This is a genomic window from Gimesia maris (assembly GCF_008298035.1).
Taxonomy (GTDB): domain Bacteria; phylum Planctomycetota; class Planctomycetia; order Planctomycetales; family Planctomycetaceae; genus Gimesia; species Gimesia maris.
This window is the reverse complement of record NZ_CP042910.1, coordinates 6,068,901-6,090,586: the sequence shown is the minus strand read 5'-3', so window position 1 is coordinate 6,090,586 and position 21,686 is coordinate 6,068,901. Positions and strand designations below refer to the sequence as shown.

The following is a 21,686-nucleotide window of genomic DNA, read 5'->3' as shown; positions in this document are numbered from 1 at the left end:
TCTGTGGTATAATATTGATAAGAGTATTCCCGGCGCCTGAGATTTTCTTCATGTTGAGACTGAGAAAGACAGTACATTGATCTATGAGACCCCGGCAATTCTGATGTGTCCTCCTGATTTCTATGGGATTGAATACGAAATTAATCCCTGGATGAGCCGCAGTAAGCAGAGTGATCCGGCTTTAGCAAGGCAGCAATGGGAAGCGCTGTATCAACTGTTGCAGAAACAGGAGGCCCGAATCGAACTCATGACGCCGGTCAAAGGGCTTCCCGATCTGGTCTTCACTGCCAATGCGGGTTTGATCTGGAAGGATCGCGTGTTTCTCTCGCTGTTTCGCCACGCAGCGCGTCAGGGAGAAACACCCCTGGATCGCGACTGGTTTCAAGCAGCCGGATTTGAAACCATTGATATGCCCGAAGGTTTTTATTTTGAAGGTGCCGGCGATGCGTTATTCTGTGGCGATACGCTCTTTGCCGGCTATCTGATTCGCAGTGACGTCCGGGCCCTGCAGTGGGTTGCCGGTGAGATGAACTGCCGGGTGATTCCTCTGCAACTGGTCGACGAATTTTATTATCACCTTGATACCTGTTTCTGTCCTCTAAGTGAAACGGAAGCTATTTATTACCCGCCCGCCTTTGACGAATATGGGCAACACGCTTTAAAGGAGCACATCCCGCATCTGATTCCTGTGGTTAAAGCAGAAGCGCAGCGATTTGCCTGCAATGCGGTCGTGCTGGGCGAAACCGTCGTCATGAATACGGGGTGTCCGCAACTGGAAGCCGATCTGCAGCAGCGGGGTTATCAGACTTTAAGTACGCCTCTGGATGAATTCATTAAAGCCGGGGGATCCGCCAAGTGTCTGACCTTACGGCTGGACGGTGAACGGGCGGCTGTCTGGCCTTGAAGGGCCATTATGATTGAGCCGACTTGTTCGCGAGATCCCGGCCGAGGTTGTTTCTCCCGGAAAAAACCGGGTTCCGGTCGTCGCCAGCGAAGCATCTCGATTGAGGGAGATATGCTTCAGGGGAACAGCGGGAGTCGAGGCGGCAAAGGTTCCCTTGCCGGGTGAGAGCAGGCTGACCTGAACTTCTCCCAACGCATAAATATTCAGGTTATGCTCGGGGATTTGAGGAAAGAGTTTGACAATCCAGGTCTGATCCGATGCCTGACCGGTGCCAAACTGATTTCCTGCACGGGGCGCTCTCGCCAGAGGTGTAGTAGCACAATTGCGGGTCCACTGTCCCAGCGTAATCGTATTCTGGGGGACAGCGGCAAAACGCTGATCCCAGACCGGTAACAGCATTTGCCGCTGACCGAATAACTGGATTTTTACATTTCCCGTTAACGCAGCAGGATTCCCCAGTTGGTCAAATCCCTGCAGGCGGACCGACAGCGCGTTCCAGTCTGCTTTTCCCTGTGTGTTGATCGGGGTTGCCTGAACGCTGATTTGAGTTAATTTCCCCAGCAGCGGTTCAGGAGCCGGTATAGGAGGGATCAGGCCGGGAACAGGCCCGTATCCCAGTGCCTGTTGTGCGACAGTTGCACGCATCAGACCCAGTGCATAGCCGCGTTCCAGCGTGGGTACGTCATTCGGGTAGTATTGTTTTAAAAGAGGCTGGTAGGCGCTTAACGGGTCTGCATGGACTCCCAGGATGACTCCCCGGCTGCAATGGGTTTCGCAGGCAGTGGAGAGCGGTTCTACAGGGGCATACGTCGGGCGCTGATAAACGGGAACAGGCATAGGGTAATATTTTTTATGCTTATGAAACGCAAACTGAACGGGCTGGCTCTGATAGTATTGGTCTGCTGCCAGTTGGATGGTTTCCCGGTCATAGTCTGAATTCTCGATCTTCAGACGTTCTATTCTTTCCAGAGAAATGGATCTGGATTGTTGCCCCGCGGTTTCGAGAACCAGGGTGGAGTCGGTTCCCCATTGAATGCAGTCCGCATGAATCGTGTTACCGGAGTCCAGGGTGATTTCCACATCGGCCAGGGAAATTGCAGGGGTACTCAGAAAAAGAGCCAATAAGAGCGTAAAGAAAGTAAGGTCGCGTTGCATGACAATCCCCGATTGAACAGACAGATCCCAATCACGGTTTTGTGACGAGATAAAGTTGGTCATAGAGACTGAAAAGGCAAACATCGCGCCCGAAGTGGTGCGTGTGATGGTGGCATGAGGTGGCGGAGAGGTTTCAACGAACGGGAGCCCTGTTAGCAGGGTTATGACAGTTGCAGATGTAATGGCGGATTCGTTCCGCGCGGATTTGAAAGGCGTCGCGGACAAAAGGAAATCATCGCAGGTGGAGATGGCCCGTCTGGGCCGGTGCCCTGTTTCATTTGATTAACACAATATCCAGGTGGATGTCTGAATGTCTTAACAAAATCCCGTTTGAAGAGGGACGGTCAGGAAAAGTGTTGAACTGCGGTGAATGTCGGTTTTCGCTTCAGAAACGGGGGTTTTGACATTCTGAGCCTGCGAGATTACACAAAGTCTGCTGAATATGGCACTTAGACCCTTAGAATCCCGCAAACAATCTGGTGAATATGCTTGACAGCAAGGATAGAAAGCGTGATGATCATGCAATAGCGGGGACTTGTGGTCCTCATTCAAATTGATGTTAGTCTATCGGGAATATCTGTTTAGATAATTTCTTTTTTAGTCTTAACACGTATAATTTGATACTTGATTCAATTCGTTTTATGATCGATTCCGATCGGGCCAGGCAGTCGTTGTTAGATCTTCGATAATGGATTCACCGGGAATTCATGTGCCTACGTCGGATTTTATCTTTTTAGAAGAGGGTGGGCTGGAATTATGGCAGCTGGTCACCGTCGTGTTGACATCGAGGAAGTTTCAGATGTCACCATTGCAAAATTTATTGACAAGAAGATTCTTGATGAAGGGAATATCCAGATCATCGGGACTCAATTATTTGGTCTTGTTGATGAAGATGGACGCAAGAAGATCATTCTTGACTTTTCCAACGTCGAATACCTTTCCAGTGCTGCACTGGGAAAGTTGATTACGCTGGATAAAAAGGTGAAAAAGGCAAAAGGTAAATTGAAGCTGTGCTCAATTCGTCCTGATATTTATGAGGTTTTTGCCATTACGAGGCTGAATCAGCTGTTTGACATCGCCGAAACACAGGAGGCGGCTCTTGAAGGGTTTTAACTTTGGCTTGATAATTGCAGATTCATTCCCTGCCTGCGACACTATCCCTCAGTAAAAAGTCTTTGAGAACAATGATTGTGAGAGGTTCAAATTGAGAAGTAAGTTGTGAAAGCAGCCTTCTCAGCGTGAGTTTGAATGCTCTTTGAATTAGTTACTGGATAAACACCAGAAATCGTGTGCTGGCCAAATTCATGTCATCGGACGAACACTTTGAAGTAACGATCCCCAGTGATACCTCGGAAGGTCAGGCTGTCCAGGCCAGAATCGTCGAGGCTCTTGAGGTACGTGAATACCCGGAAAAAGATGTCTTCTCGGTGCGCCTGGCGCTCGAAGAAGCATTGGTCAATGCGATTAAACATGGTAATCGCATGTCTCCTGATAAAAGTGTCGAGATCAACTGCTGGATCAGCGATGAGCGGGTTCGCGTTGAAATTCAGGATGAAGGTGAAGGATTTGACCGCAGTCATGTTCCCGATCCGACACTGCTCGAAAACCTGGAGCGGCCCTGTGGCAGGGGAATTATGCTGATGGGAGCTTTCATGAATCTCATCGAGTATAACGAACAGGGTAATAAAGTGATTCTCGAAAAGATCAAAGGAGTCTCCCCCAAACCACCAGACTCCGAAGCTGAGTGACTCAAAACAGTTACGATGCTTACAAGCAGGCAAATTTCTCAAATATTTTGCCAGAACCCAAGCGGTTCCTGTTTAACATCGGTTGACTTCATACATTTCTCACAATATGTTATACGCACAATGTGGTTGGGAGCAGTCCTGAATCGCATCACTAATCCTCGATAGCTCAATCGGTAGAGCGAGCGGCTGTTAACCGCTAGGTTCAAGGTTCGAGTCCTTGTCGAGGAGCTTTTAAAAATTGGATCACAATCCGAACCAACAACCCTCAGTCACAACTTGTTTTGTGGCTGGGGGTTTTGTTTTGTCGATCAATGAATCGGGGATTTGGTTGAGGCTCAACTCAGCTCTGGAAGTGACCGCTCTTCCGAACCGCAACGGATTCATCTGGGGAACCTCACAAACAGCTAAAGAATGTGGGATGCTCGTGCAGCTGACAGTGGGATTCTAGAGTGCGTCACATTTAACTATAGCGTGTTTCGATCTGATATTCTCGGTCCAAGTGGTCCTGGAGGCGCTATAGTATGACTGGACACAGTCTAAGGACAGCGGATCGCCTCTCCGAAGCGTCGTGATTCAGGGCTGACCTGAACTTCAGGTCCGCGGCGAGTTCGACACGCGGACTTTGGAGCCTGGCTGCTATTTTGGCTCTCAAGGGCAATCGACACACCTGCTTTCATCGGAGTCGGAATCCGGGTCATTTCAGAATCGTTGCCAGGTGTTGCAGGATTATTTTCAAGACTTTCGTATTTGGGTGTTCACGGTCTGCCATATAGCTGTAGTATACAGGTAATGTTTCGCTTACATCGCGTGCTTGCCTCTCAGGTGAAAAACCGTGTCAATTCAATTCATACGGACCAATTGAAATGCTACCATTAAAACAACGCAGTGTTCGGTATCCGCGTCTCGCTCTGGTGGTGCGGCTACTCTTCGCATTCTTTCTGTTTGGCACAGGGATCATGACAATGGGGTTTGCCATCAATGGCTATCCGGTCAGTGATTCGCCCGATGACGTCGGTCAGTTCATGCTCGCGCTTCAGAAGACGGGCTATTTGATTTTTTGGGTTGGCTTGTTCAAGACGGTCGCCGGCGGACTGATGTTTTTCCCGCGGACCGCGCCTCTCGCAGTTCTGATGTCGCTGCCCTATGCTTTCAATATCCTGTTGTATGTGACGTTTTTTGCTCACAAATACCTCGTCATCGGGTTTCCCGACTTTGCCGCCTGCGCATTCCTTCTCTACTGCTACTTTGACTGGTATCGCCCGATCTTCGCCAGGCCGACCAGCACCGTGACTACCGAATTGGCCGGAGGTGAATATGCACTTTGACTCCGAATCCTCGCCCGGGTTTGCCATCGGTCGTGTCGCGTACCTGATTCGTTCCGGCATGGCCACCGTCCTGAAAAATGCCGGCTGGCCGTTTTCACCGGAGGAAACGCAGACTCTGATCACTCTGTCCGATGCCGGCGAGCCGTTGAGTATGAACGATCTGGCGTTACTGATGATTCGTGATCCGACCACGGTCAAACGGCAGTTGGATCGACTTGTCGAACAGCAATTTGTCGAGCGGAAGGCATCGACTGACGACGCGCGCATCGTGATGATCGGTTTGACTCGTCGTGGCGAACAGAGACTGCAGAATGTTCTTCCACTACTGGATGACCTGCGGAAAACGGCGTTAACGGGTATCAAAAAATCGGAACTGGAAGCAACGCTCCACGTTCTGCGAACGATGCAGAAGAACTTAATGGAACACCGATAACTTTCCACGTAAACGACGGGCCAGGCTGTCCGTGAACCAAAGGAGCTGACAATGTCAAAACCTGCTAAGTTTCTCACCATCTTTCTGGCAACTTTGATTGTCTGTACGAGTCAAGCGATCGCGCAGGAGAACTCTGCGACGGAGAAGCTGACGAAACAGAGCGAGCAGTTCAAGGAACAGATACTCCAGGTGGCTGACAACGTCTACGTCGCCGTTGGTTACAGCGTTTCCAACGTTTCGATGATTGTCGGTGACGATGGCATCATCATCGTTGATACAGGGATGATGGGTGAGGCAGCAAGTAAGATCGCAAAGAAGTTTCGCGAGATCACCGATAAGCCGGTCAAGGCGATTATCTATACGCACTCGCATGGGGACCATACCGGCGGAGCACCCGTGTTTCTCGGTTCTGAGCGTCCGCAAATCTGGGCACACATCAACTTTGGCAGTGAAGCCCGGCCCTGGAAGGCAGGCGGACTGACGTATCAAAATGTGCGCGGTGCAAGGCAGGCGGGCTTCAAGTTGCCGCCGGAGCAACTAATCAATAACGGCGTCGCGCCAGTTCGCTATCCCAAACGAGGCGGGGAAGTATTCTCTTCCAACGAAGGAACCGCGCCGACTCATTTTCTCGAGGGGGATCGAAAGGTCATCAAAGTCGCCGGCGTGGAACTCGTACTCACATCTTCGCCCGGTGAAACCAACGACGGAATTTCCGTCTGGTATCCAGCTGGTAAAGTCCTGTTCGCCGGCGACAGCTTCTATCGATCGTTCCCAAATCTGTATGCCATTCGCGGTACTCCCAATCGCAGCGTCCGACTGTGGGCGGAAAGTCTTGGCAGAATGGCTGACAACGACGCAGTTGCCTTGGTAGGCGGTCACACGAATCCGATTCTCGGAGCAGAGGAAGTTAAACAGGTTCTGACCGATTACCGCGACGCCGTGCAATTCATTCACGACAAGACGGTCGAGGGTATTAACAAAGGTCTGACACCCGACGAGTTGGTCGAGTACGTTCAGCTTCCCGAACGTCTGGCAAGCAGTGAATACTTGCAGCCATTCTACGGACATCCCGACTGGGGCGTCCGCCAGACCTTCAGTAACTATCTTGGCTGGTTCGACGGCAATGCATCCAATTTGTTCCCCTTACCACCCAAGGCGGAAGCCGAACGAGTTGCGAAACTGGCCGGAGGAAAAGACAGGCTTTTAGAATCGGCCAAAGATGCACTCGCCGAGAATGATAATCAATGGGCCGCACAGCTTGCCGACCATCTGCTGGCAATCAACAAAAACAATACCGAAGCCAGGCAGATTAAAGCCGAAGCTCTGACAAATCTGGCCCACAACATGGTCAATGCCACCGCAAGAAACTACTACCTCACTGTCGCCCGTGAACTTCGTAAACAGGTGTCAGAAGCAGGCGCGGAAGCACGTCCTCGACAGCCTCAAAAGCCACAAAAAACTACAACAATCGCGTCCATCGGTGATGCGGTTATGAAAAAGATCGATCTGGCTTTGCCTGACGAGTTGTATCAAGGTTACCTGTTTTGGCATCAGGCAGATGAACTTGCCACCGATGTCGTTAATTACGCAATGCTTCTCGATGCTGAGGGAACGGTGGCTCATCGCTGGGATACCGACTTAACGGGAGGAGGACATACCTCGTATCTGCTGAAATCCGGTGGCCTGCTGCGTATGGGCATCAGGGATAGAAGATATGTTGCGGGGCAGCCAGTGGCCGCCACCGACACGCTGCAGATCACAGACACAACTGGACAAGCAGTCTGGGAATTGAATGCCAGGGATATTGATATCAACGGGAACAAAATTACCTTTCACCACGATATGTTGCCTATGTCCAACGGCAATATCCTGATTTTAATCTACGAAGAAATCAGTTCGAAACAAGCCGCGGCGGCTGGTTGGTCGGCCGGCAAAGGGAAAACGGTCTGGTCAGATGGAGTGCTGGGGATCAAACCCGACCTGGAAAAGCGTTCCTATGAAATTGTCTGGTATTGGCGATTTATTGACCACATGATTCAGGACCAAAATACCAAAGCGGCCAACTACGGTGTCATCGCCGATCATCCGGAAAAGATCGACGGCCACTTCCCTGAAAGCTATGCGCCAATGAACGCTGTGCGGCAGCATTTGAATTCGCTCGACTATCACCCGGACATGGATCAGATCGTTGTTAGCTCCTTTATCTATAACGAAATCTGGGTGATCGATCACAGCACGACCATCGAACAAGCCGCGGGCTCTGCAGGCGGTCTAAGGGGTAAAGGGGGAGAGCTGCTGTTCCGATACGGTAATCCCGCCGCCTACGCGAGGGGCACGGAGAAGGACCGGCTCTTCCAAAATCAACACGACGCCAACTGGATTGACGAAGGGCTTCCTGGAGCCGGTAATATCCTGGTCTTTAATAACAATACAGGCCTGGGCGGCATAGCGAGGGTAGGAACTGGTGGAGCGGCAGCCGCTGTTACCCAGGAACAGTTAAAGGGGATTAGCAACGTCCATGAGATTCGTCCCACTGTTGATGATGATCGACGTTACGTCCTAAGCAAATCTGGAAACTTTAAAGCCAGGCAAATATGGTTCTGGAAAAACGAGGACTTCTTCGCTCCCTTTCAAGGCGGCGCTCGCCGCTTGCCCAATGGCAATACTCTTCTGACCGATACGGTGGGTAAAAGGGTCTGAGAAGTTGCCCCTGATGGGGATGTCGTCGTTCGCTATAAAGGTCCTGCTCCTGACTTCAAAGCATTCAAGTACTCCGCCGCGCAGGTAGCGGATTTGATTGAGTAGTAAACGAGATATTGAAATGGCCGGGCAGGGGATTGGATGGCGGGACGCGAACGCTTCGCTGTTTTAGCCTCACATAATGCCACGCAACTGGCTCCGATTGTTTTTTTGATCGATTTCCAGCATCTCCGGTGGGGCGGCTCAAGAATTAGCAGCGAATGACCGAAAGAAATAACGCGCCGAGTCTTGACTGGTCGGTCAAGACAATCTATACTTTACTGAAGCAGGAACAAATTTCGGGAGATAAATCAATGCCGTGGGAAAAATCATTTGAAGAGTCAGATGTGATCGAACAGGCGATGAAGGTCTTCTGGGAGAAGGGATACGCTGCAACGTCGATTTCTGACATCACGGACGCGACAGGAATCAAACGAGGCAGCCTCTACAACGCATTTGACGGAAAGCATGACCTTTTCGTGCGTGGGCTGCTGAAGTACGGCGGGGATCGCAGGACGAGTAAATTACGAATGCTGGAAACGGTTGATGATCCGCGTGAAGCGATCACGATGTTTTTCGACTCGCTCGTAAAGGCCACGCTGGACGATCCCGACAAGAAGGGATGTTTGCTGTTCAACACCGCACTCGAATATTCGTCGCATGACGAAGACGTCAAAAAACTTGTATCAGAGGGAATCAAAGAGGTCGTCACTTTTTTTGAAGGACGAATCAACCGCGGGAAAGAACTCGGCGACATTCCCGAAACAGTTGACACTCGCTCCACTGCAAAGGCTCTCGTTGCCTTGGTCGTGGGAATTCGTGTGCTGGGGCGCGGGGCGTTTGGAAAAACGGCGTTGCGACAAGTCGCCCAGCAGGCGATTGCGTTGATTTCACAGGCAGAGGAGTGAGTGGATAAAGCCGGTAGAATTCTCAGTAAAGGGTTCCGTCGAGAGTGCGTTATGTAAACCGGGGCTCGGCTCCTCATTTCTTGGAACTGGTTTTGACCGATCGGTCAATTTAAATTAAAGGAAGAACGATGACCAATTTTAGTGTTCACACGATCGAGACCGCCAGCGATGACAGTCAGCCTCTGCTGGAGGCCAGCAAGCAGGCTTATGGCTTTGTTCCCAACCTGCATGCGGTGATGGCGGAGTCGCCTGCCTTGCTGGAAGCGTATAAGACGGTCGCCGATATCTTCGACAACAAGACCAATCTCTCGACGACGGAGCAGCAGATTATTGCGATGACCAATAACCGGCTGAATGGTTGCACGTACTGCATGGCGGCTCATACGTCGATCATGCAAGCTGGAAAGGTGCCGGAAGACGTCATCACGTCGCTGCGCGACGGAACAGCGATCGCCGATCCGAAACTGGAAGCGCTCCGTCTCTTCGCCGAGAAGGTGAATCTGCAGCGAGGTTGGCTCGAAGACGGCGACATCGAAGAGTTACTGGCTGCTGGTTATACGAAGCAGACGGTCTTCGACGTGATTGTCGGAACCGCCTACAAGGTTTTGTCGAACTACACAAACCATATCGCCAGCACTCCGCTCGATCGAGGCTTCGCAAAGAACGAATGGACGCCGGAAGCGTGATCAGTGAACTGACGCGGAGTCGAAGTAGGAACATTTGGGAAAATCTACAAACAATTCGGTTGAAGCCTTTAAGCCGTCTTGATGACTATGGCTGTGAACGGATATCAGAATTGACACCTCTTTAAAAAAGGAACTCCAATATGAAACCGCTATTGATTGTGCTGAATTCGATTTCAGGTCTCGTGCTCATCCGGTTTACCATTTCAAAGTTTGCAGCATGGCCGGTATCCGTTGCCGCATTTGTTGATATGGCCAAACCACTTGGAATTGATCCAACGTTTTTCAGAATCAGTACAGGCTTCATTATCGGTTATGCCGCCATATCGTTCTTTACGAACTCGCTAATCCTGCTCCCGAACAAAGAGGGAAACGAAAAACTCAAGCTCCTCTTCACTTTCAATAGCCTCTACGCAACAGGCGCGATGACTGGTGCGCTTTTCTCGGAGTTTTTTCTTCGGTCGAACCCTAAATGGCCGCTGGTCTACATCGCGACCGCAATCGTGGTTGTTGCTGTCGTGAACCTTCTGTCCCGCTACAGCAAGATTTCACAAGTTCTACGAAGTAAGGGCAGTCATGTGAAGTTGAAGGCTCAGAACTCTGCTTAACACCAATAGGTCAATGAATGAATTTCAATGACAAAGCCGTCGCTGAATGCAGCATCAATGTGAAACCGAACTCCACACACCAATAGGAAAAAACATGAACACCAGAACAATTCCTCTCACCATTACCATGATTGCCTTCGCATTGAGCGCCGTCAGCGGATGCACCGGAAGTGCGAACTCTCAAGACGAACGTACCGACACAACACAATCAGGAGAAATACCCATGCTTTCCAAACAGCTTGAAGAAAAAGCAGCAGCAAGTGTCACGCGAATTCCGGAAGACGTTCGTCAGACATACGCTCAGGCTATTGAAACAGTCCGAGCGACCGGCATCGAAAAGTCTGCCAGGCAGGTTGGCGATACGGCAATCGATGCCCAACTGTCTGGCTGGGACGGCAAGAGTGTCAAACTCAGTGACCTTTGGCAGGAAGGGCCGATCGTTTTGATGTGGTATCGAGGAGGCTGGTGCCCATATTGCAACATTCAACTTCGCGCCATGCAGCAGAGCATGGACAAAATCGAAAATGCCGGGGCAAAGTTGGTTATTCTGACACCAGAACTGCCAGAGAAGGCCAAAGAAACGGCTGAGGCAAATGAACTGAATATCGTGGCATTGCACGACAAAGGCAGTGCAGTGGCGCAAAAGTATGGGCTCGTATTTGAGCTTCCTGAAGCGATAGTTCCTGCCTATCGCGACAAGCTCAAACTGCCTGAATACAACGGCAACGACGCAATGGAATTGCCACTTGCGGCAACGTATGTTATTGATAAGTCCGGCAAGATCACCTACGCGTTCCTCGATGCGGATTACAAAAAACGAGCCGAGCCGGCCGACGTCATCGAAGCAGTCAAAACGGCTGCTCAACAGTAGTCACGTTGCATGGCGATTCGTGATCTTTTCACTGGTTCGCGAGCTGCTCAAGCGTAGCTGGGTCGACAATACCGGAGCGCAACTTCACTCTGAATTAGGGAGGGACCAGTCATGTCCAGTAACCGAACCGCAATTGTCACTGGTGGATCCGGTGGCATCGGCAGCGAGATTTGTAAACGATTGGCTCGTGACGGATATCGCGTGGTTGTTCACTACGGAAACGACCGTCAGGCCGCAGAAAAAGTTGTCCAGGAGATTACTGATTCTGGAGGTATTGCGATTGTGCGATCGGCAGATATTGCGGACGAAGATGCTGTTAGAAACATGTTTGAATTCACGTCTGCCGAATTTGGAGGCTTGGATGTCGTGGTGGCAAACGCGGGAATCGGCGGTGGTGGCCCGATTGAGCAAGTGGAACTGGCTGATTTTACGAAGCTCGTCGCCGTTAATTTTGTTGGTGCTTTCTTGACTCTTCGCGAAGCTGCAAGACGACTGAGCGATGGTGGAAGGCTGATTTATGTTTCTTCGCAACTGGCTGAGCGACCTCGTACGGGAACCGGCACATATTCAGCGACAAAGGCGGGAATTGACGCGATGCTTGTTTCGATGTCGCACGAACTGGGGACGAGAGGGATCACCGTCAACAGTGTCCGCCCCGGAGCCACCGAGCCACCGAGCCTGGCATGTTTGCCGGAAGTGACGAAGAACGGAAGGAGTTTTTTCGCAACCTTTCTCCGTTCAAGCGACTCGGTCATCCCAATGACATCGCCGCAGTCGTTTCGTTCCTGGCCAGCGACGACGCGGCGTGGGTTACAGGACAACACATTCGTGCCGATGGTGGTGCGTCAAATTGATTTGTTTACATCATGGAGACGCAAAACTGATCGTGAAGTATTTAACCCTCTCCTATACCTTTTGAATTTATTCAAGCCAGTTCCACTCGTGTTTCGACCTCACCAGAATCGAACTGCTGTCGATGTTCAAGAGCGAATCGCATACGATTCCGCTTAGCCTTTGCGGATTTGGGGGCCTTGCGAATTCGATGGGAAATAGAGTTCTCCTTGAAGAATTCATAATTCGGGAAAAGACGTAACCTGTTGTTGATATATGCACTTAGGTCGAATGGGACCTGGCTCGGATTGAGATCGCGTTGGAGAGCTTATTTCTATTTTCAGACAACGATAATTACACCCGGTATCGAATTTCGGTACCGGTTTTTTTGTATCATGAGATACAGGTGAAGCAGAAGTTCAGGTGGGCGAGCCATGTTTGAATCAAGAGAAATAGCGGTGATTGCCTTCGGTTGCCTGGGGACTCTGATCTGCCTGTCGATGATCATCGAAAAAAACACGCAGAAAATTCCGAACTGGTTGAATCTGAGTGGAATCATCTGCGGCATAGTCATCGCCATCGTTGATGGACAGTGGTCGCTGCACCTGACCGGTTTTTTTCTGGCATTTTTGACAGGGATCTTCTTTCTGAAACTGGGAATCTCCGCTGCGGGTCTGGTGAAACTGTTGATGGCTGCGGGCACAATAGCCGGACCTGTGATCCCGATAATGACGCTCGTTCTGTTCCTGCTGTTTTGGGGAGTCGGCGCGCTCTATCGAAAGCTGGCAGGTCCACGCGATGTGGATGCAGCGGAATCTACCAGTTCGAATCGCCTGATGAGCGGTTCCCTGCTGATTGCGCTGGCATCGCTGTTGAGCCTGCTTCTGATTAATCGTCCCTGGGAGCAGGCGGTGTAAACTGCTCTGATTGCGGGATTTGAGGCTGCTATTCCAATTTTATCTCAGCTGTAAACGCATGAAGATTTCCCATAATTCCTGTAGCGCCTGTTTTTATGCTGGAAATCAGCTTGCTTTATTTTCCGATTTTCAATACCAAACGGGTGTCTCACAAAGATTTGCGCTAGTGGAAATTGAGAATCAGGAAACTTATCACGGGCAATATGATTCAGGTAAGATCAATGCCTGTGGGTATTGTAAGCAATCGCTTTGCCTCAGACAAAACAGGGAAAAGATATGTCGAGAAAAGGAATTGTATTAGCAGGAGGTACGGGAACCAGACTGCATCCTGTTACGAAAGTGATTTCGAAACAACTTCTTCCGATTTATGATAAGCCGATGATTTACTATCCGCTGTCATCGCTGATGCTGGCGGGAATCAGAGAGATTCTCATCATTTCCACGCCACATGACCTGCCGATGTTTCAAGATTTACTCGAAAGTGGTGAGCAATGGGGAGTGAAGTTTGAATATGCAGAGCAACCTTCCCCCGATGGACTGGCCCAGGCGTTTCTGATTGGTGAAGACTTTATCGGCGAAGATGATGCCTGCCTGATTTTAGGCGATAATATCTTTTACGGACACGGATTTACCGAGAGCCTGAAATCAGCGGCGGCACGGGAATCCGGGGCCACCGTCTTTGGTTACCAGGTGCACGATCCGGAACGTTTTGGTGTAGTCGAATTTGATAGTGAACAGCGTGCCATCTCTATCGAAGAAAAACCGGTCAAACCCAGGTCCAACTATGCGGTGACCGGACTGTATTTTTACGACAATGATGTGATAGATATTGCGAAAAATGTGAAGCCTTCTGCGCGAGGGGAACTGGAGATCACCTCTGTCAACAACGCTTATCTGGAACGGGGCGGCCTGAACGTAGAGTTACTCGGTCGCGGGCATGCCTGGTTCGATACGGGAACCCACGAAAGCCTGCAGGAAGCCAGCCATTTCTTTCAAACGATCGAAAAAAGGCAGGGGTTGAAGATCGCCTGTCTGGAAGAAATTGCGTACCAGAGAGGCTGGATTACTAAAGATCAATTAAGGAAACAGGCTGATAAGCTCGGGAAGACCAACTATGGTCAATATCTTATGCGAATTGTAGATGATCTTTCACACAATTAGCAATTCTTATATAAATCCCGGCTCTGAGTGATTTACACAAGCTTAGAGGGGTATAAACCAGATGAGGGGGGAACAGGAAGCCACCTCACCCGGTTCTTATGATTCATGATCCTTAATGAATGAAGTTTCCGACAGGATGTTAAAAACGAATTTACTGCAAGTTCCAGCTTCTGAGGGGCACTGAAATGAATCCATACACTTCAGTATCTCTTTCTCCTCGGCAAATGCTGAAAAGCCTGGTCATCAATCGTCGATTGATCTACCAGATGGCAAAACGAGAAGTGATCGGCAGATATCGAGGATCTGTTCTGGGACTGGCATGGTCGTTTTTCAATCCGCTGATCATGCTGGTGGTTTATACCTTTGTTTTCAGTATTGTCTTCAAAGCCCGCTGGCAAACCGGTTCTGACAGCAAAACAGAATTTGCGCTGGCACTGTTCATAGGCATGATCGTACATGGTCTACTTGCAGAATGTGTGAATAGAGCTCCCAGTCTGATTGTGGGAAATGTGAATTATGTCAAGAAAGTCATCTTCCCCTTGGAAGTACTGCCCTGGATTGCAATGGGCGCCACGCTCTTTCATACACTGATCAGTCTGATGGTCTGGGGGATGTTTTTTATCCTTGTGAATCAGACTTTTTATTGGACTGCGTTGCTATTGCCTCTCCTGTTTGTGCCACTGATCCTGTTTACGATGGGGCTTACCTGGTTTCTTGCATCATTCGGCGTCTATTTGCGGGACGTCGGGCAGATTACGGGCGTGTTTACGATGGTCCTGCTCTTCATGTCACCCGTTTTCTATCCCATTTCAAATCTACCGGAACGTATTCAACCGTTGATGTATGCAAACCCACTGACATTTATCATCGAACAATCGCGCGCAGTATTAATGTGGGGACAGTTACCGAACTGGGAAGGAATATTTATTTCATTACTCATAAGCATGGTTGTGGCCTGGATGGGATTTGCCTGGTTTCAGAAAACACGAAGAGGTTTTGCTGATGTACTCTGAAGCTGGCGCGACACAAGCAGTGGCAATCAGTCTGGAATCAGTCAGCAAGTCGTTCCAGATTTATGAAAAACCTCATCATCGGTTAATGCAGGGATTGTTCAGAGGAAAGAAACAGTTTTACCGGGAATTCAAAGCGGTGAGTGATATCACGTTTGAAATTCCTAAAGGCGAGACGGTCGGAATTATCGGTCGTAACGGAGCAGGGAAGTCAACATTGCTGCAAATGATTTGTGGCACCATGACCCCCACGAGTGGAACAGTGCAAATCAATGGTCGGGTTGCAGCATTGCTGGAACTCGGATCCGGTTTCAACCCGGAATTTACCGGCCGGGAAAATGTATATATGAATGGAGCGATTCTGGGTTTGACTCGTGATGAAGTCGAGGATCGTTTTGATGATATTATTGCCTTTGCTGAGATTGGTGACTTTATAGATCAGCCTGTCAAAACTTATTCCAGTGGCATGTATGTCAGACTGGCTTTTGCAGTAATTGCCCATGTAGACGCTGATATTCTGATAATTGATGAGGCTTTATCAGTAGGAGATGCACTCTTTACGCAAAAATGCATGAGATTTATTCGCGCCTTTAAGGAACAGGGGACCTTGCTGTTTGTCAGTCACGATATGGGGTCCGTCTTATCCTTGTGTGAAAAAGCGGTATGGCTTGAAAAAGGAATCGTAAAAAGCAGCGGTGAAGCCAAACAGGTTTCCGAAGAGTATCTGCAATATACCCTCCAGGAAACCTATCAGGATGAGGCTTCGCTTGTTTCTACAAAATTTGAGCGACCTCAGAAACAGGAAACTGTGAAGGCCCAGAAATCGAATCCAGTTAAGAAGAAAATATTGTCAGTTGCTGAGTATGAAAGTGAATGCAAAGTTACCAGTAATATTGCAAATTCATCCGGATGGAAAACTGGTGAAGCAGAGATCATCGACGTGACGTTGGAAGAATTAGATTCCCATTCGGAAGGCATTGTGTTTAAAGGGGGGGAACAGGTAAAACTGTCCATTCATGCTAAAACATATAAGGATCTTGAGAACCCCATTTTAGGTTTTGTCGTCAAAGACCGTTTAGGGCAGGACCTGTTCGGGGAAAATACGCTTCCTGAAACGAATCGGAATCCGGTTTCATTTCGTGCAGGTGAAACACTTCTGGGGGAATTTACATTTACTTTACCGATGCTGCCCAATGGAGAATATGCCGTCATGGCATCGATAGCCGATGGCGATCTCTATGAAAATATCCAGCATCATTACCTGCACGATGCACTTTTGATCAATGTCTCGTCAAGCACAATTCGGTGGGGGCTTGTCGGTATTGCGTTTGAAAATATATCTTTAAGGAAAGATTAATGAGCAAGAAATCACTTCAGCATATCTACAAGAACCATGAAGGTAAAGTTTCTGATAAATGGACCCTCTATATTTCAGAGTATGAGCGGTTGTTTGCTGATTTCCGAACGGTTCCTGTTCGATTACTGGAGATCGGAATTCAGAATGGTGGCTCACTGGATATCTGGTCCAAATATTTTGATACGCTGAAAAAAGCGGTTGGGTGTGAAATCAATCCGGACAGCGGCAAGCTGAAGTATGAGAATCCCAATGTGATGGTCGTAATTGGTGATGCAAATGAGGATCCGACAGAACAGGAAATATTAGAGCAGTGCCAGTCGTTTGAGATTATCATTGATGATGGTTCGCATAAGTCCAGCGATATTATTTCTTCTTTTAACCGATACTTCCCTTACCTGGAAAATAACGGTGTGTATGTCGCGGAAGACTTGCACTGCAGTTACTGGAATGAATTCGGAGGAGGCTTGTTTGATCCGTTCTCTTCCATGGCCTTTTTCAAACACCTGGCCGATATCATCAATCACGAGAGCTGGGGAATTAACAAAAAACGGGTCGATCTCCTGCGAAACTTTGAAGAACATTATCAGCTGTCGTTTAATGAAGACATCCTGAGAACAATTCATTCCATCGAGTTCATGAATTCGATGTGTGTGATTCACAAAGCATCGCCGGAGCAGAATCTCCTTGGTGAGAGAATTATCACGGGACAATCGGATGAAGTACTTTCACTGAGCAATATGCCGCGAGATTTCGAGAAGTTTGTTCCAGATGAATCCGAGAACAAGTGGTCAAGTCATTCGTTCAATCTGGAGCTGTCATATAGCTCGAAGCTAAAAGAAATTGAACAGCTCAAAAAACAGAATTCGACGTTCGAAGAAGAGATTGCAAATTTAAAACAGACGAATACTGACTTGAATCAACTGGTTCAGAATATTTTGAACAGCCATTCGTGGCTGATCACAAGACCGCTCAGAGGTTTTGGTCGTGCAGCGCGTTCACTGAAGAAGCTGATCGACCCACGCCGATATCAGGACATGACTTCTAATTATGATGTCTGGAGCAGAGTGACCGGCATAAAAGAAGCCGAGGAAATCCTGACGCGGCTCCCGGAATTGAAGTCGCCTTTGATCTCAATTATTTTACCGACCTATAATACGAAGGAAAAAATTCTTCGTGCCTGTATCGAGTCTGTCCTGGCCCAGACATATTCCAACTGGGAACTTTGTATTGCCGATGACGCCTCTACAAAAAGTCGCGTGCGTGATGTGATTAATGAGTACTCAAAACAGGATTCGCGAATCAAATCCGTATTCCGAACTGAAAATGGCCATATCTCAGAGGCGATGATCAGTGCCGCGGAACTGATGGAAGGGGACTATATTTCGTTCCTCGACCATGATGATGAGCTCAATAAAAATGCCCTGTTATTCATTGTGGATGCGATAAACCGTTCTCCTGAGTCAGAGTTCTTTTACTCAGACGAAGATCACATCAATGAACATGGAAAACATCAGAGCCCGTTCTTCAAGCCTGACTGGTCTCCTTCGCTGCTGTGTTCACAAAACTATATTGGTCATTTCCTCTGCTTGTCGAAATCGTTATATGAGCGAGTTGGTGGTATTCGAAGAGGCTTTGACGGGGCCCAGGACTATGATCTTGTATTAAGGGCCGGTGATGCAGCTGAAAATGTGTATCACATACCCAAAGTACTCTATCACTGGAGAGAGCACGAAAATTCAACTTCCAGCAATTCCGAATGTAAGCCGTACGCACATGACGCAGGAAAAGCGGCGGTTGCTGATTTCCTCAACCAGAAATACGGTTCAAGATTTATTAAAGTCAACGATGGTGAGGGCCTGTTTACCTATTCACCACAATTTCGGTTTGATAGCGAACATCGGGTTTCGATTATTATACCGACCAAAGACAAAATTGATTTGCTGGATGACTGTATCGAGTCGATCAGGAATCGATCTTCGCATATCAACTGGGAAATTATTATTGTTGACAATCGGTCAGAAGAGACTGCGTCAAAAGAGTATTTTTCAACAGTTGTGCAGGACAGCAGGATTAAAGTCGTAGAGGCTGATGTTGAGTTCAACTGGTCTATGATCAATAACATTGGCGCGAAAGCAGCGACCGGTGATGTCTTTGTGTTTTTAAATAATGACACATTGGTAATTACACCAGACTGGATCGAAAAACTGGCTTCCATGGCCAGTTTACCTGAAGTTGGTTTAGTTGGTCCTCAATTACTTTATGAAGATAATACAATCCAACATGCAGGCGTTGTTGTCGGCATGGGAGGCTGGGCCGACCATGTATTCAAGAATCAGCTGCCCGTTCATCGTTCAGGCCCGTTTGTGTCTCCCATGCTCAATCGCAATGTGCTGGCGATTACAGGTGCCTGCCAGGTGATCGAACGAGCGAAGTTCGAACAACTGGGCGGTTTTGATGAACAGTTCATTATCTGTGGCAGTGATGTTGATATCTGCATTCGCGCTCATCAACAGGGTCTGCAGAATGTTTACTGTGCTGATGCAGCATTGCACCACCTGGAATCGAAAAGCCGATCCTCGTTCATTCCCAAACAGGATTTTCTCATGTCAGAAATCAGATATGCTCCTTATCGTAATGATAAGGGGGATCCCTACTTCAATGAGAATCTCGACTTGATGTCAACCATGCCCAGGATGCTCACGAATGCTTAAGTGGTTTCTTAAAACAGGCCTGAAAAATAGATATCTCTATGATCTTGCCAAGCAGGTTCATCAGGAAACATCTACCCGGGTAAGTTTGAATCAGGATATCCAGATTCCCGAAATTACGCCGTTTGAATTTCAATCGAGTAAGTTACAGGGAAAACGAATCAACTTACTGGTACCCGCGCTCTCTGAAAAGCATATTTTCGGAGGGATCGCGACGGCCCTGCGCCTGTTTCGAGAAATGATTAAAGCGTTTCCTTCTGTCAGAATCATTGTTACTGACGAAGCCTCGGTCATACTGCCCGAAAAGGAATTCTTTTCGGACTGGACCGTGCAAGAAATCGGTACGGAAGATTCAGAAGGAAACTCGATTGTCGTCTCTGGAAATCGTTATGGAAAAACGCTTCCGATTCGCGAAGAGGATTACTTTGTGGCTACTGCCTGGTGGACTGCTTTCAATGCGTTCAGAGCGATGGAGTGGCAACAGGAAGCCTATTCCACACCAAAACGCAAAATGACTTATCTCGTTCAGGACTTCGAACCAGGGTTTTATCCCTGGTCGACAAGATTTGCTCTCGCCGATTCCACTTATCGCCATCCTGAACTGACTATTCCAGTTTTCAATACAGGGTTACTGTTCGACTTTTTTAAACAGCAGAATTATCAATTTGAGCAGGCCTATTACTTTGAGCCCAAGTTTAACCCGGTTCTCAATGACTGGAGAGGGAAAAAAGGGGATACGGCCAAGAAGAAACAGATTCTGGTGTATGGAAGACCCAGTGTGGAACGAAATCTGTTTCCCCTGATCGTGCAGACGATTGCCATCTGGAGTCAAAAATACAGCAACGCAGCCGAGTGGGAAGTGATTTCTGCAGGGGAATGCCACGATGACATTCCTGTGAATGCGACAACAGTACTCAAGTCGGTGGGAAAAGTTTCTTTAGAAGAGTATGCCACAATTTTATCGGAAACTTCCATTGGTGTTTCCCTGATGCTTTCTCCCCACCCGAGTTATCCGCCTCTTGAGATGGCCATGTATGGTGTGAAGGTGGTTACAAATAAATATGCCAATAAAGACCTGTCACAGCTCAGCCCCCTGATCAAATCCGTTGATTCACTGGATCCGAATGTGCTGGCTGATCAACTGATCGAGCTTTGTGAAAGCCGATCGACTGAACTCAAGACAGGTCTTGAGTTAAAAGATGCCTGCGATGAGCGATGTGAATCATTATTTAATCAGGGAACCGGTCCCGAGTTCGAATTTGTTCACGAACTGATTCAGCAAATGTAAAAATCAACGGGCAGTGAATTGAGCCGGCTGGAAATGAAGTGCTCAGTCATTCGCCTGTATAAATTATCGATCGATTACTTATGGCATCGAAATTCGACTCATCTGATTCTGTGGTTTCTATCGTAGTGACCTACTTTCCCGATCCGGGGGGATTGAAAAATCTGTTAGCAGAATTGAGCCATCAGACAGATACCGTGATTACTGTAGATAACAGCAATGACCAGAACACACTGGCCATGATATCTGAGCGTATTCCTGGGAATGGTATATTAATCGATCAGAAAGAAAACTCTGGTATCGCTGCTGCAATTAATTGCGGAATCAGGCAGGCGCAAAAACAGAATGCTGGCTATGTCGTGTTGTTTGATCAGGACAGTCTGCCCGGCCCGGGGATGATTCAGACCCTGCATTCTGAATTACAGAGACATGCTCAGTCGGGTGATAAAATTGCCGCCGTCGGACCGAAATACAGTGACATCAAAGGCGAACTCAAATCACCTTTTGTAAGACTGGATGGCAGAAAACTGTCAAGGATAGAATGTGCAGAAGATGAAGTCGTCCAGGTGGATCATCTCATTTCCTCAGGCTGCTTAATTTCCATGGCGGCATTGCAGGACATCGGTGAGATGGAAGAAGAACTGTTTATCGATTATGTAGACACAGAATGGTGTTTAAGAGCGATTAACAAAGGTTACTCGCTGTATGGTGTCGGGGCGGCTCAGATGCAACACAGTCTGGGCGATCAGTTGACAACATTGTTCGGGCGATCTCATCCGGTACGTGGTTCACTGCGATATTACTATCTGATTCGAAATGGGATCTGGGTGTTACGCCGCCCCTGGATCTCTCGTTCCTGGCGCAACATGGATCGGCGGAGATTGTTTCTCATCTATATCGGCTGTTCATTGTTTATTGGGAGCAGATTTGCCAACTGGAAAATGATGACGATCGGAATCTGGCATTCAATGACTGGAAGAATGGGCAAGTACCAGTAACAGTTCATTGACAGGCGGATGTCTGTCTGACACTTTTAAAATATT

At 48.5% G+C, this 21,686-nt stretch carries 19 protein-coding genes and 1 tRNA gene; 19 read left to right on the top strand and 1 reads right to left on the bottom strand.

What is annotated here, in order from left to right:
* Window positions 1–76 precede the first annotated feature (76 nt).
* Complete coding sequence (locus GmarT_RS22535; RefSeq protein WP_002647019.1) at window positions 77–904, top strand: dimethylarginine dimethylaminohydrolase family protein; 828 nt, start codon at window positions 77–79, stop codon at window positions 902–904.
* On the opposite strand, the gene GmarT_RS22530 is transcribed toward GmarT_RS22535, so the two are convergent.
* Complete coding sequence (locus GmarT_RS22530; protein WP_149303261.1) at window positions 866–2,059, bottom strand: hypothetical protein; 1,194 nt, start codon at window positions 2,057–2,059, stop codon at window positions 866–868. The two genes, GmarT_RS22535 and GmarT_RS22530, sit on opposite strands and share 39 nt — an antisense overlap.
* A 756-nt stretch (window positions 2,060–2,815) precedes the next feature.
* Between GmarT_RS22530 and GmarT_RS22525 the strand changes: the two genes are divergently transcribed.
* From GmarT_RS22525 to GmarT_RS22440, 18 genes are all read left to right on the top strand, one after another.
* Entirely contained in the window at window positions 2,816–3,172 is a 357-nt protein-coding gene (locus GmarT_RS22525; RefSeq protein ID WP_002647021.1) for an STAS domain-containing protein, read from the top strand.
* Between the two features lie 191 nt (window positions 3,173–3,363).
* The gene (locus tag GmarT_RS22520; RefSeq protein ID WP_044238415.1) at window positions 3,364–3,807 is read left to right on the top strand and encodes an ATP-binding protein; all 444 of its coding nucleotides are present in this window, start codon (window positions 3,364–3,366) and stop codon (window positions 3,805–3,807) included.
* A gap of 155 nt (window positions 3,808–3,962) precedes the next feature.
* Window positions 3,963–4,035: transfer RNA gene (locus tag GmarT_RS22515), tRNA-Asn, on the top strand.
* A gap of 635 nt (window positions 4,036–4,670) precedes the next feature.
* Window positions 4,671–5,132 carry a hypothetical protein gene (locus tag GmarT_RS22510; RefSeq protein ID WP_002647023.1) on the top strand — a complete coding sequence of 154 codons (462 nt, stop codon included), beginning with the start codon at window positions 4,671–4,673 and terminating at the stop codon, window positions 5,130–5,132.
* Complete coding sequence (locus GmarT_RS22505) at window positions 5,122–5,565, top strand: MarR family winged helix-turn-helix transcriptional regulator (protein ID WP_002647024.1); 444 nt, start codon at window positions 5,122–5,124, stop codon at window positions 5,563–5,565. The genes GmarT_RS22510 and GmarT_RS22505 overlap by 11 nt, the downstream gene beginning before the upstream one ends.
* Window positions 5,566–5,616: 51 nt before the next feature.
* Window positions 5,617–8,265 (top strand): alkyl sulfatase dimerization domain-containing protein, encoded by a 2,649-nt coding sequence (locus GmarT_RS22500; RefSeq protein WP_002647025.1) that lies wholly within the window; start codon window positions 5,617–5,619, stop codon window positions 8,263–8,265.
* Window positions 8,266–8,618: 353 nt separating this feature from the next.
* Window positions 8,619–9,212, top strand: a complete 594-nt coding sequence (locus tag GmarT_RS22495) for a TetR/AcrR family transcriptional regulator (protein ID WP_044238419.1) — start codon at window positions 8,619–8,621, stop codon at window positions 9,210–9,212.
* A gap of 128 nt (window positions 9,213–9,340) precedes the next feature.
* Window positions 9,341–9,898 (top strand): carboxymuconolactone decarboxylase family protein, encoded by a 558-nt coding sequence (locus GmarT_RS22490; protein WP_002647027.1) that lies wholly within the window; start codon window positions 9,341–9,343, stop codon window positions 9,896–9,898.
* Window positions 9,899–10,038: 140 nt separating this feature from the next.
* Entirely contained in the window at window positions 10,039–10,503 is a 465-nt protein-coding gene (locus GmarT_RS22485; RefSeq protein WP_002647028.1) for a hypothetical protein, read from the top strand.
* Window positions 10,504–10,597: 94 nt separating this feature from the next.
* Window positions 10,598–11,374 (top strand): peroxiredoxin-like family protein, encoded by a 777-nt coding sequence (locus tag GmarT_RS22480; RefSeq protein ID WP_002647029.1) that lies wholly within the window; start codon window positions 10,598–10,600, stop codon window positions 11,372–11,374.
* A gap of 111 nt (window positions 11,375–11,485) precedes the next feature.
* Window positions 11,486–12,385, top strand: coding sequence for an SDR family NAD(P)-dependent oxidoreductase (locus GmarT_RS30500; RefSeq protein WP_002647030.1), 900 nt, complete (start codon window positions 11,486–11,488; stop codon window positions 12,383–12,385).
* Window positions 12,386–12,639: 254 nt separating this feature from the next.
* A complete protein-coding gene (locus GmarT_RS22470) occupies window positions 12,640–13,122 on the top strand; it encodes an A24 family peptidase (RefSeq protein WP_002647032.1) in 483 nt (160 codons plus the stop codon).
* A 276-nt stretch (window positions 13,123–13,398) separates the two neighbouring features.
* Window positions 13,399–14,283 carry a glucose-1-phosphate thymidylyltransferase RfbA gene (gene rfbA / locus GmarT_RS22465; protein WP_002647033.1) on the top strand — a complete coding sequence of 295 codons (885 nt, stop codon included), beginning with the start codon at window positions 13,399–13,401 and terminating at the stop codon, window positions 14,281–14,283.
* A 185-nt stretch (window positions 14,284–14,468) separates the two neighbouring features.
* Window positions 14,469–15,296: an ABC transporter permease gene (locus GmarT_RS22460; protein WP_044238353.1), complete on the top strand. Its 828-nt coding sequence runs from the start codon at window positions 14,469–14,471 to the stop codon at window positions 15,294–15,296.
* Window positions 15,286–16,650: an ABC transporter ATP-binding protein gene (locus tag GmarT_RS22455; RefSeq protein ID WP_002647035.1), complete on the top strand. Its 1,365-nt coding sequence runs from the start codon at window positions 15,286–15,288 to the stop codon at window positions 16,648–16,650. The genes GmarT_RS22460 and GmarT_RS22455 overlap by 11 nt, the downstream gene beginning before the upstream one ends.
* Window positions 16,650–19,361: a glycosyltransferase family 2 protein gene (locus GmarT_RS22450; RefSeq protein ID WP_002647036.1), complete on the top strand. Its 2,712-nt coding sequence runs from the start codon at window positions 16,650–16,652 to the stop codon at window positions 19,359–19,361. The genes GmarT_RS22455 and GmarT_RS22450 overlap by 1 nt, the downstream gene beginning before the upstream one ends.
* The gene (locus GmarT_RS22445) at window positions 19,354–20,646 is read left to right on the top strand and encodes a rhamnosyltransferase WsaF family glycosyltransferase (protein ID WP_002647037.1); all 1,293 of its coding nucleotides are present in this window, start codon (window positions 19,354–19,356) and stop codon (window positions 20,644–20,646) included. The genes GmarT_RS22450 and GmarT_RS22445 overlap by 8 nt, the downstream gene beginning before the upstream one ends.
* A gap of 80 nt (window positions 20,647–20,726) precedes the next feature.
* Window positions 20,727–21,641: a glycosyltransferase family 2 protein gene (locus GmarT_RS22440; RefSeq protein ID WP_002647038.1), complete on the top strand. Its 915-nt coding sequence runs from the start codon at window positions 20,727–20,729 to the stop codon at window positions 21,639–21,641.
* Window positions 21,642–21,686: the final 45 nt, after the last annotated feature.

Bases quoted from the DNA above. Each gene is read 5' to 3' on its own strand.
- GmarT_RS22530 (WP_149303261.1), bottom strand. From the start codon at position 2,059: ATGCAACGCGACCTTACTTTCTTTACGCTCTTATTGGCTCTTTTTCTG.
- GmarT_RS22525 (WP_002647021.1), top strand. From the start codon at position 2,816: ATGGCAGCTGGTCACCGTCGTGTTGACATCGAGGAAGTTTCAGATGTC.
- GmarT_RS22520 (WP_044238415.1), top strand. From the start codon at position 3,364: ATGTCATCGGACGAACACTTTGAAGTAACGATCCCCAGTGATACCTCG.
- GmarT_RS22510 (WP_002647023.1), top strand. From the start codon at position 4,671: ATGCTACCATTAAAACAACGCAGTGTTCGGTATCCGCGTCTCGCTCTG.
- GmarT_RS22505 (WP_002647024.1), top strand. From the start codon at position 5,122: ATGCACTTTGACTCCGAATCCTCGCCCGGGTTTGCCATCGGTCGTGTC.
- GmarT_RS22500 (WP_002647025.1), top strand. From the start codon at position 5,617: ATGTCAAAACCTGCTAAGTTTCTCACCATCTTTCTGGCAACTTTGATT.
- GmarT_RS22495 (WP_044238419.1), top strand. From the start codon at position 8,619: ATGCCGTGGGAAAAATCATTTGAAGAGTCAGATGTGATCGAACAGGCG.
- GmarT_RS22490 (WP_002647027.1), top strand. From the start codon at position 9,341: ATGACCAATTTTAGTGTTCACACGATCGAGACCGCCAGCGATGACAGT.
- GmarT_RS22485 (WP_002647028.1), top strand. From the start codon at position 10,039: ATGAAACCGCTATTGATTGTGCTGAATTCGATTTCAGGTCTCGTGCTC.
- GmarT_RS22480 (WP_002647029.1), top strand. From the start codon at position 10,598: ATGAACACCAGAACAATTCCTCTCACCATTACCATGATTGCCTTCGCA.
- GmarT_RS30500 (WP_002647030.1), top strand. From the start codon at position 11,486: ATGTCCAGTAACCGAACCGCAATTGTCACTGGTGGATCCGGTGGCATC.
- GmarT_RS22470 (WP_002647032.1), top strand. From the start codon at position 12,640: ATGTTTGAATCAAGAGAAATAGCGGTGATTGCCTTCGGTTGCCTGGGG.
- rfbA (WP_002647033.1), top strand. From the start codon at position 13,399: ATGTCGAGAAAAGGAATTGTATTAGCAGGAGGTACGGGAACCAGACTG.
- GmarT_RS22460 (WP_044238353.1), top strand. From the start codon at position 14,469: ATGAATCCATACACTTCAGTATCTCTTTCTCCTCGGCAAATGCTGAAA.
- GmarT_RS22455 (WP_002647035.1), top strand. From the start codon at position 15,286: ATGTACTCTGAAGCTGGCGCGACACAAGCAGTGGCAATCAGTCTGGAA.
- GmarT_RS22450 (WP_002647036.1), top strand. From the start codon at position 16,650: ATGAGCAAGAAATCACTTCAGCATATCTACAAGAACCATGAAGGTAAA.
- GmarT_RS22445 (WP_002647037.1), top strand. From the start codon at position 19,354: ATGCTTAAGTGGTTTCTTAAAACAGGCCTGAAAAATAGATATCTCTAT.
- GmarT_RS22440 (WP_002647038.1), top strand. From the start codon at position 20,727: ATGGCATCGAAATTCGACTCATCTGATTCTGTGGTTTCTATCGTAGTG.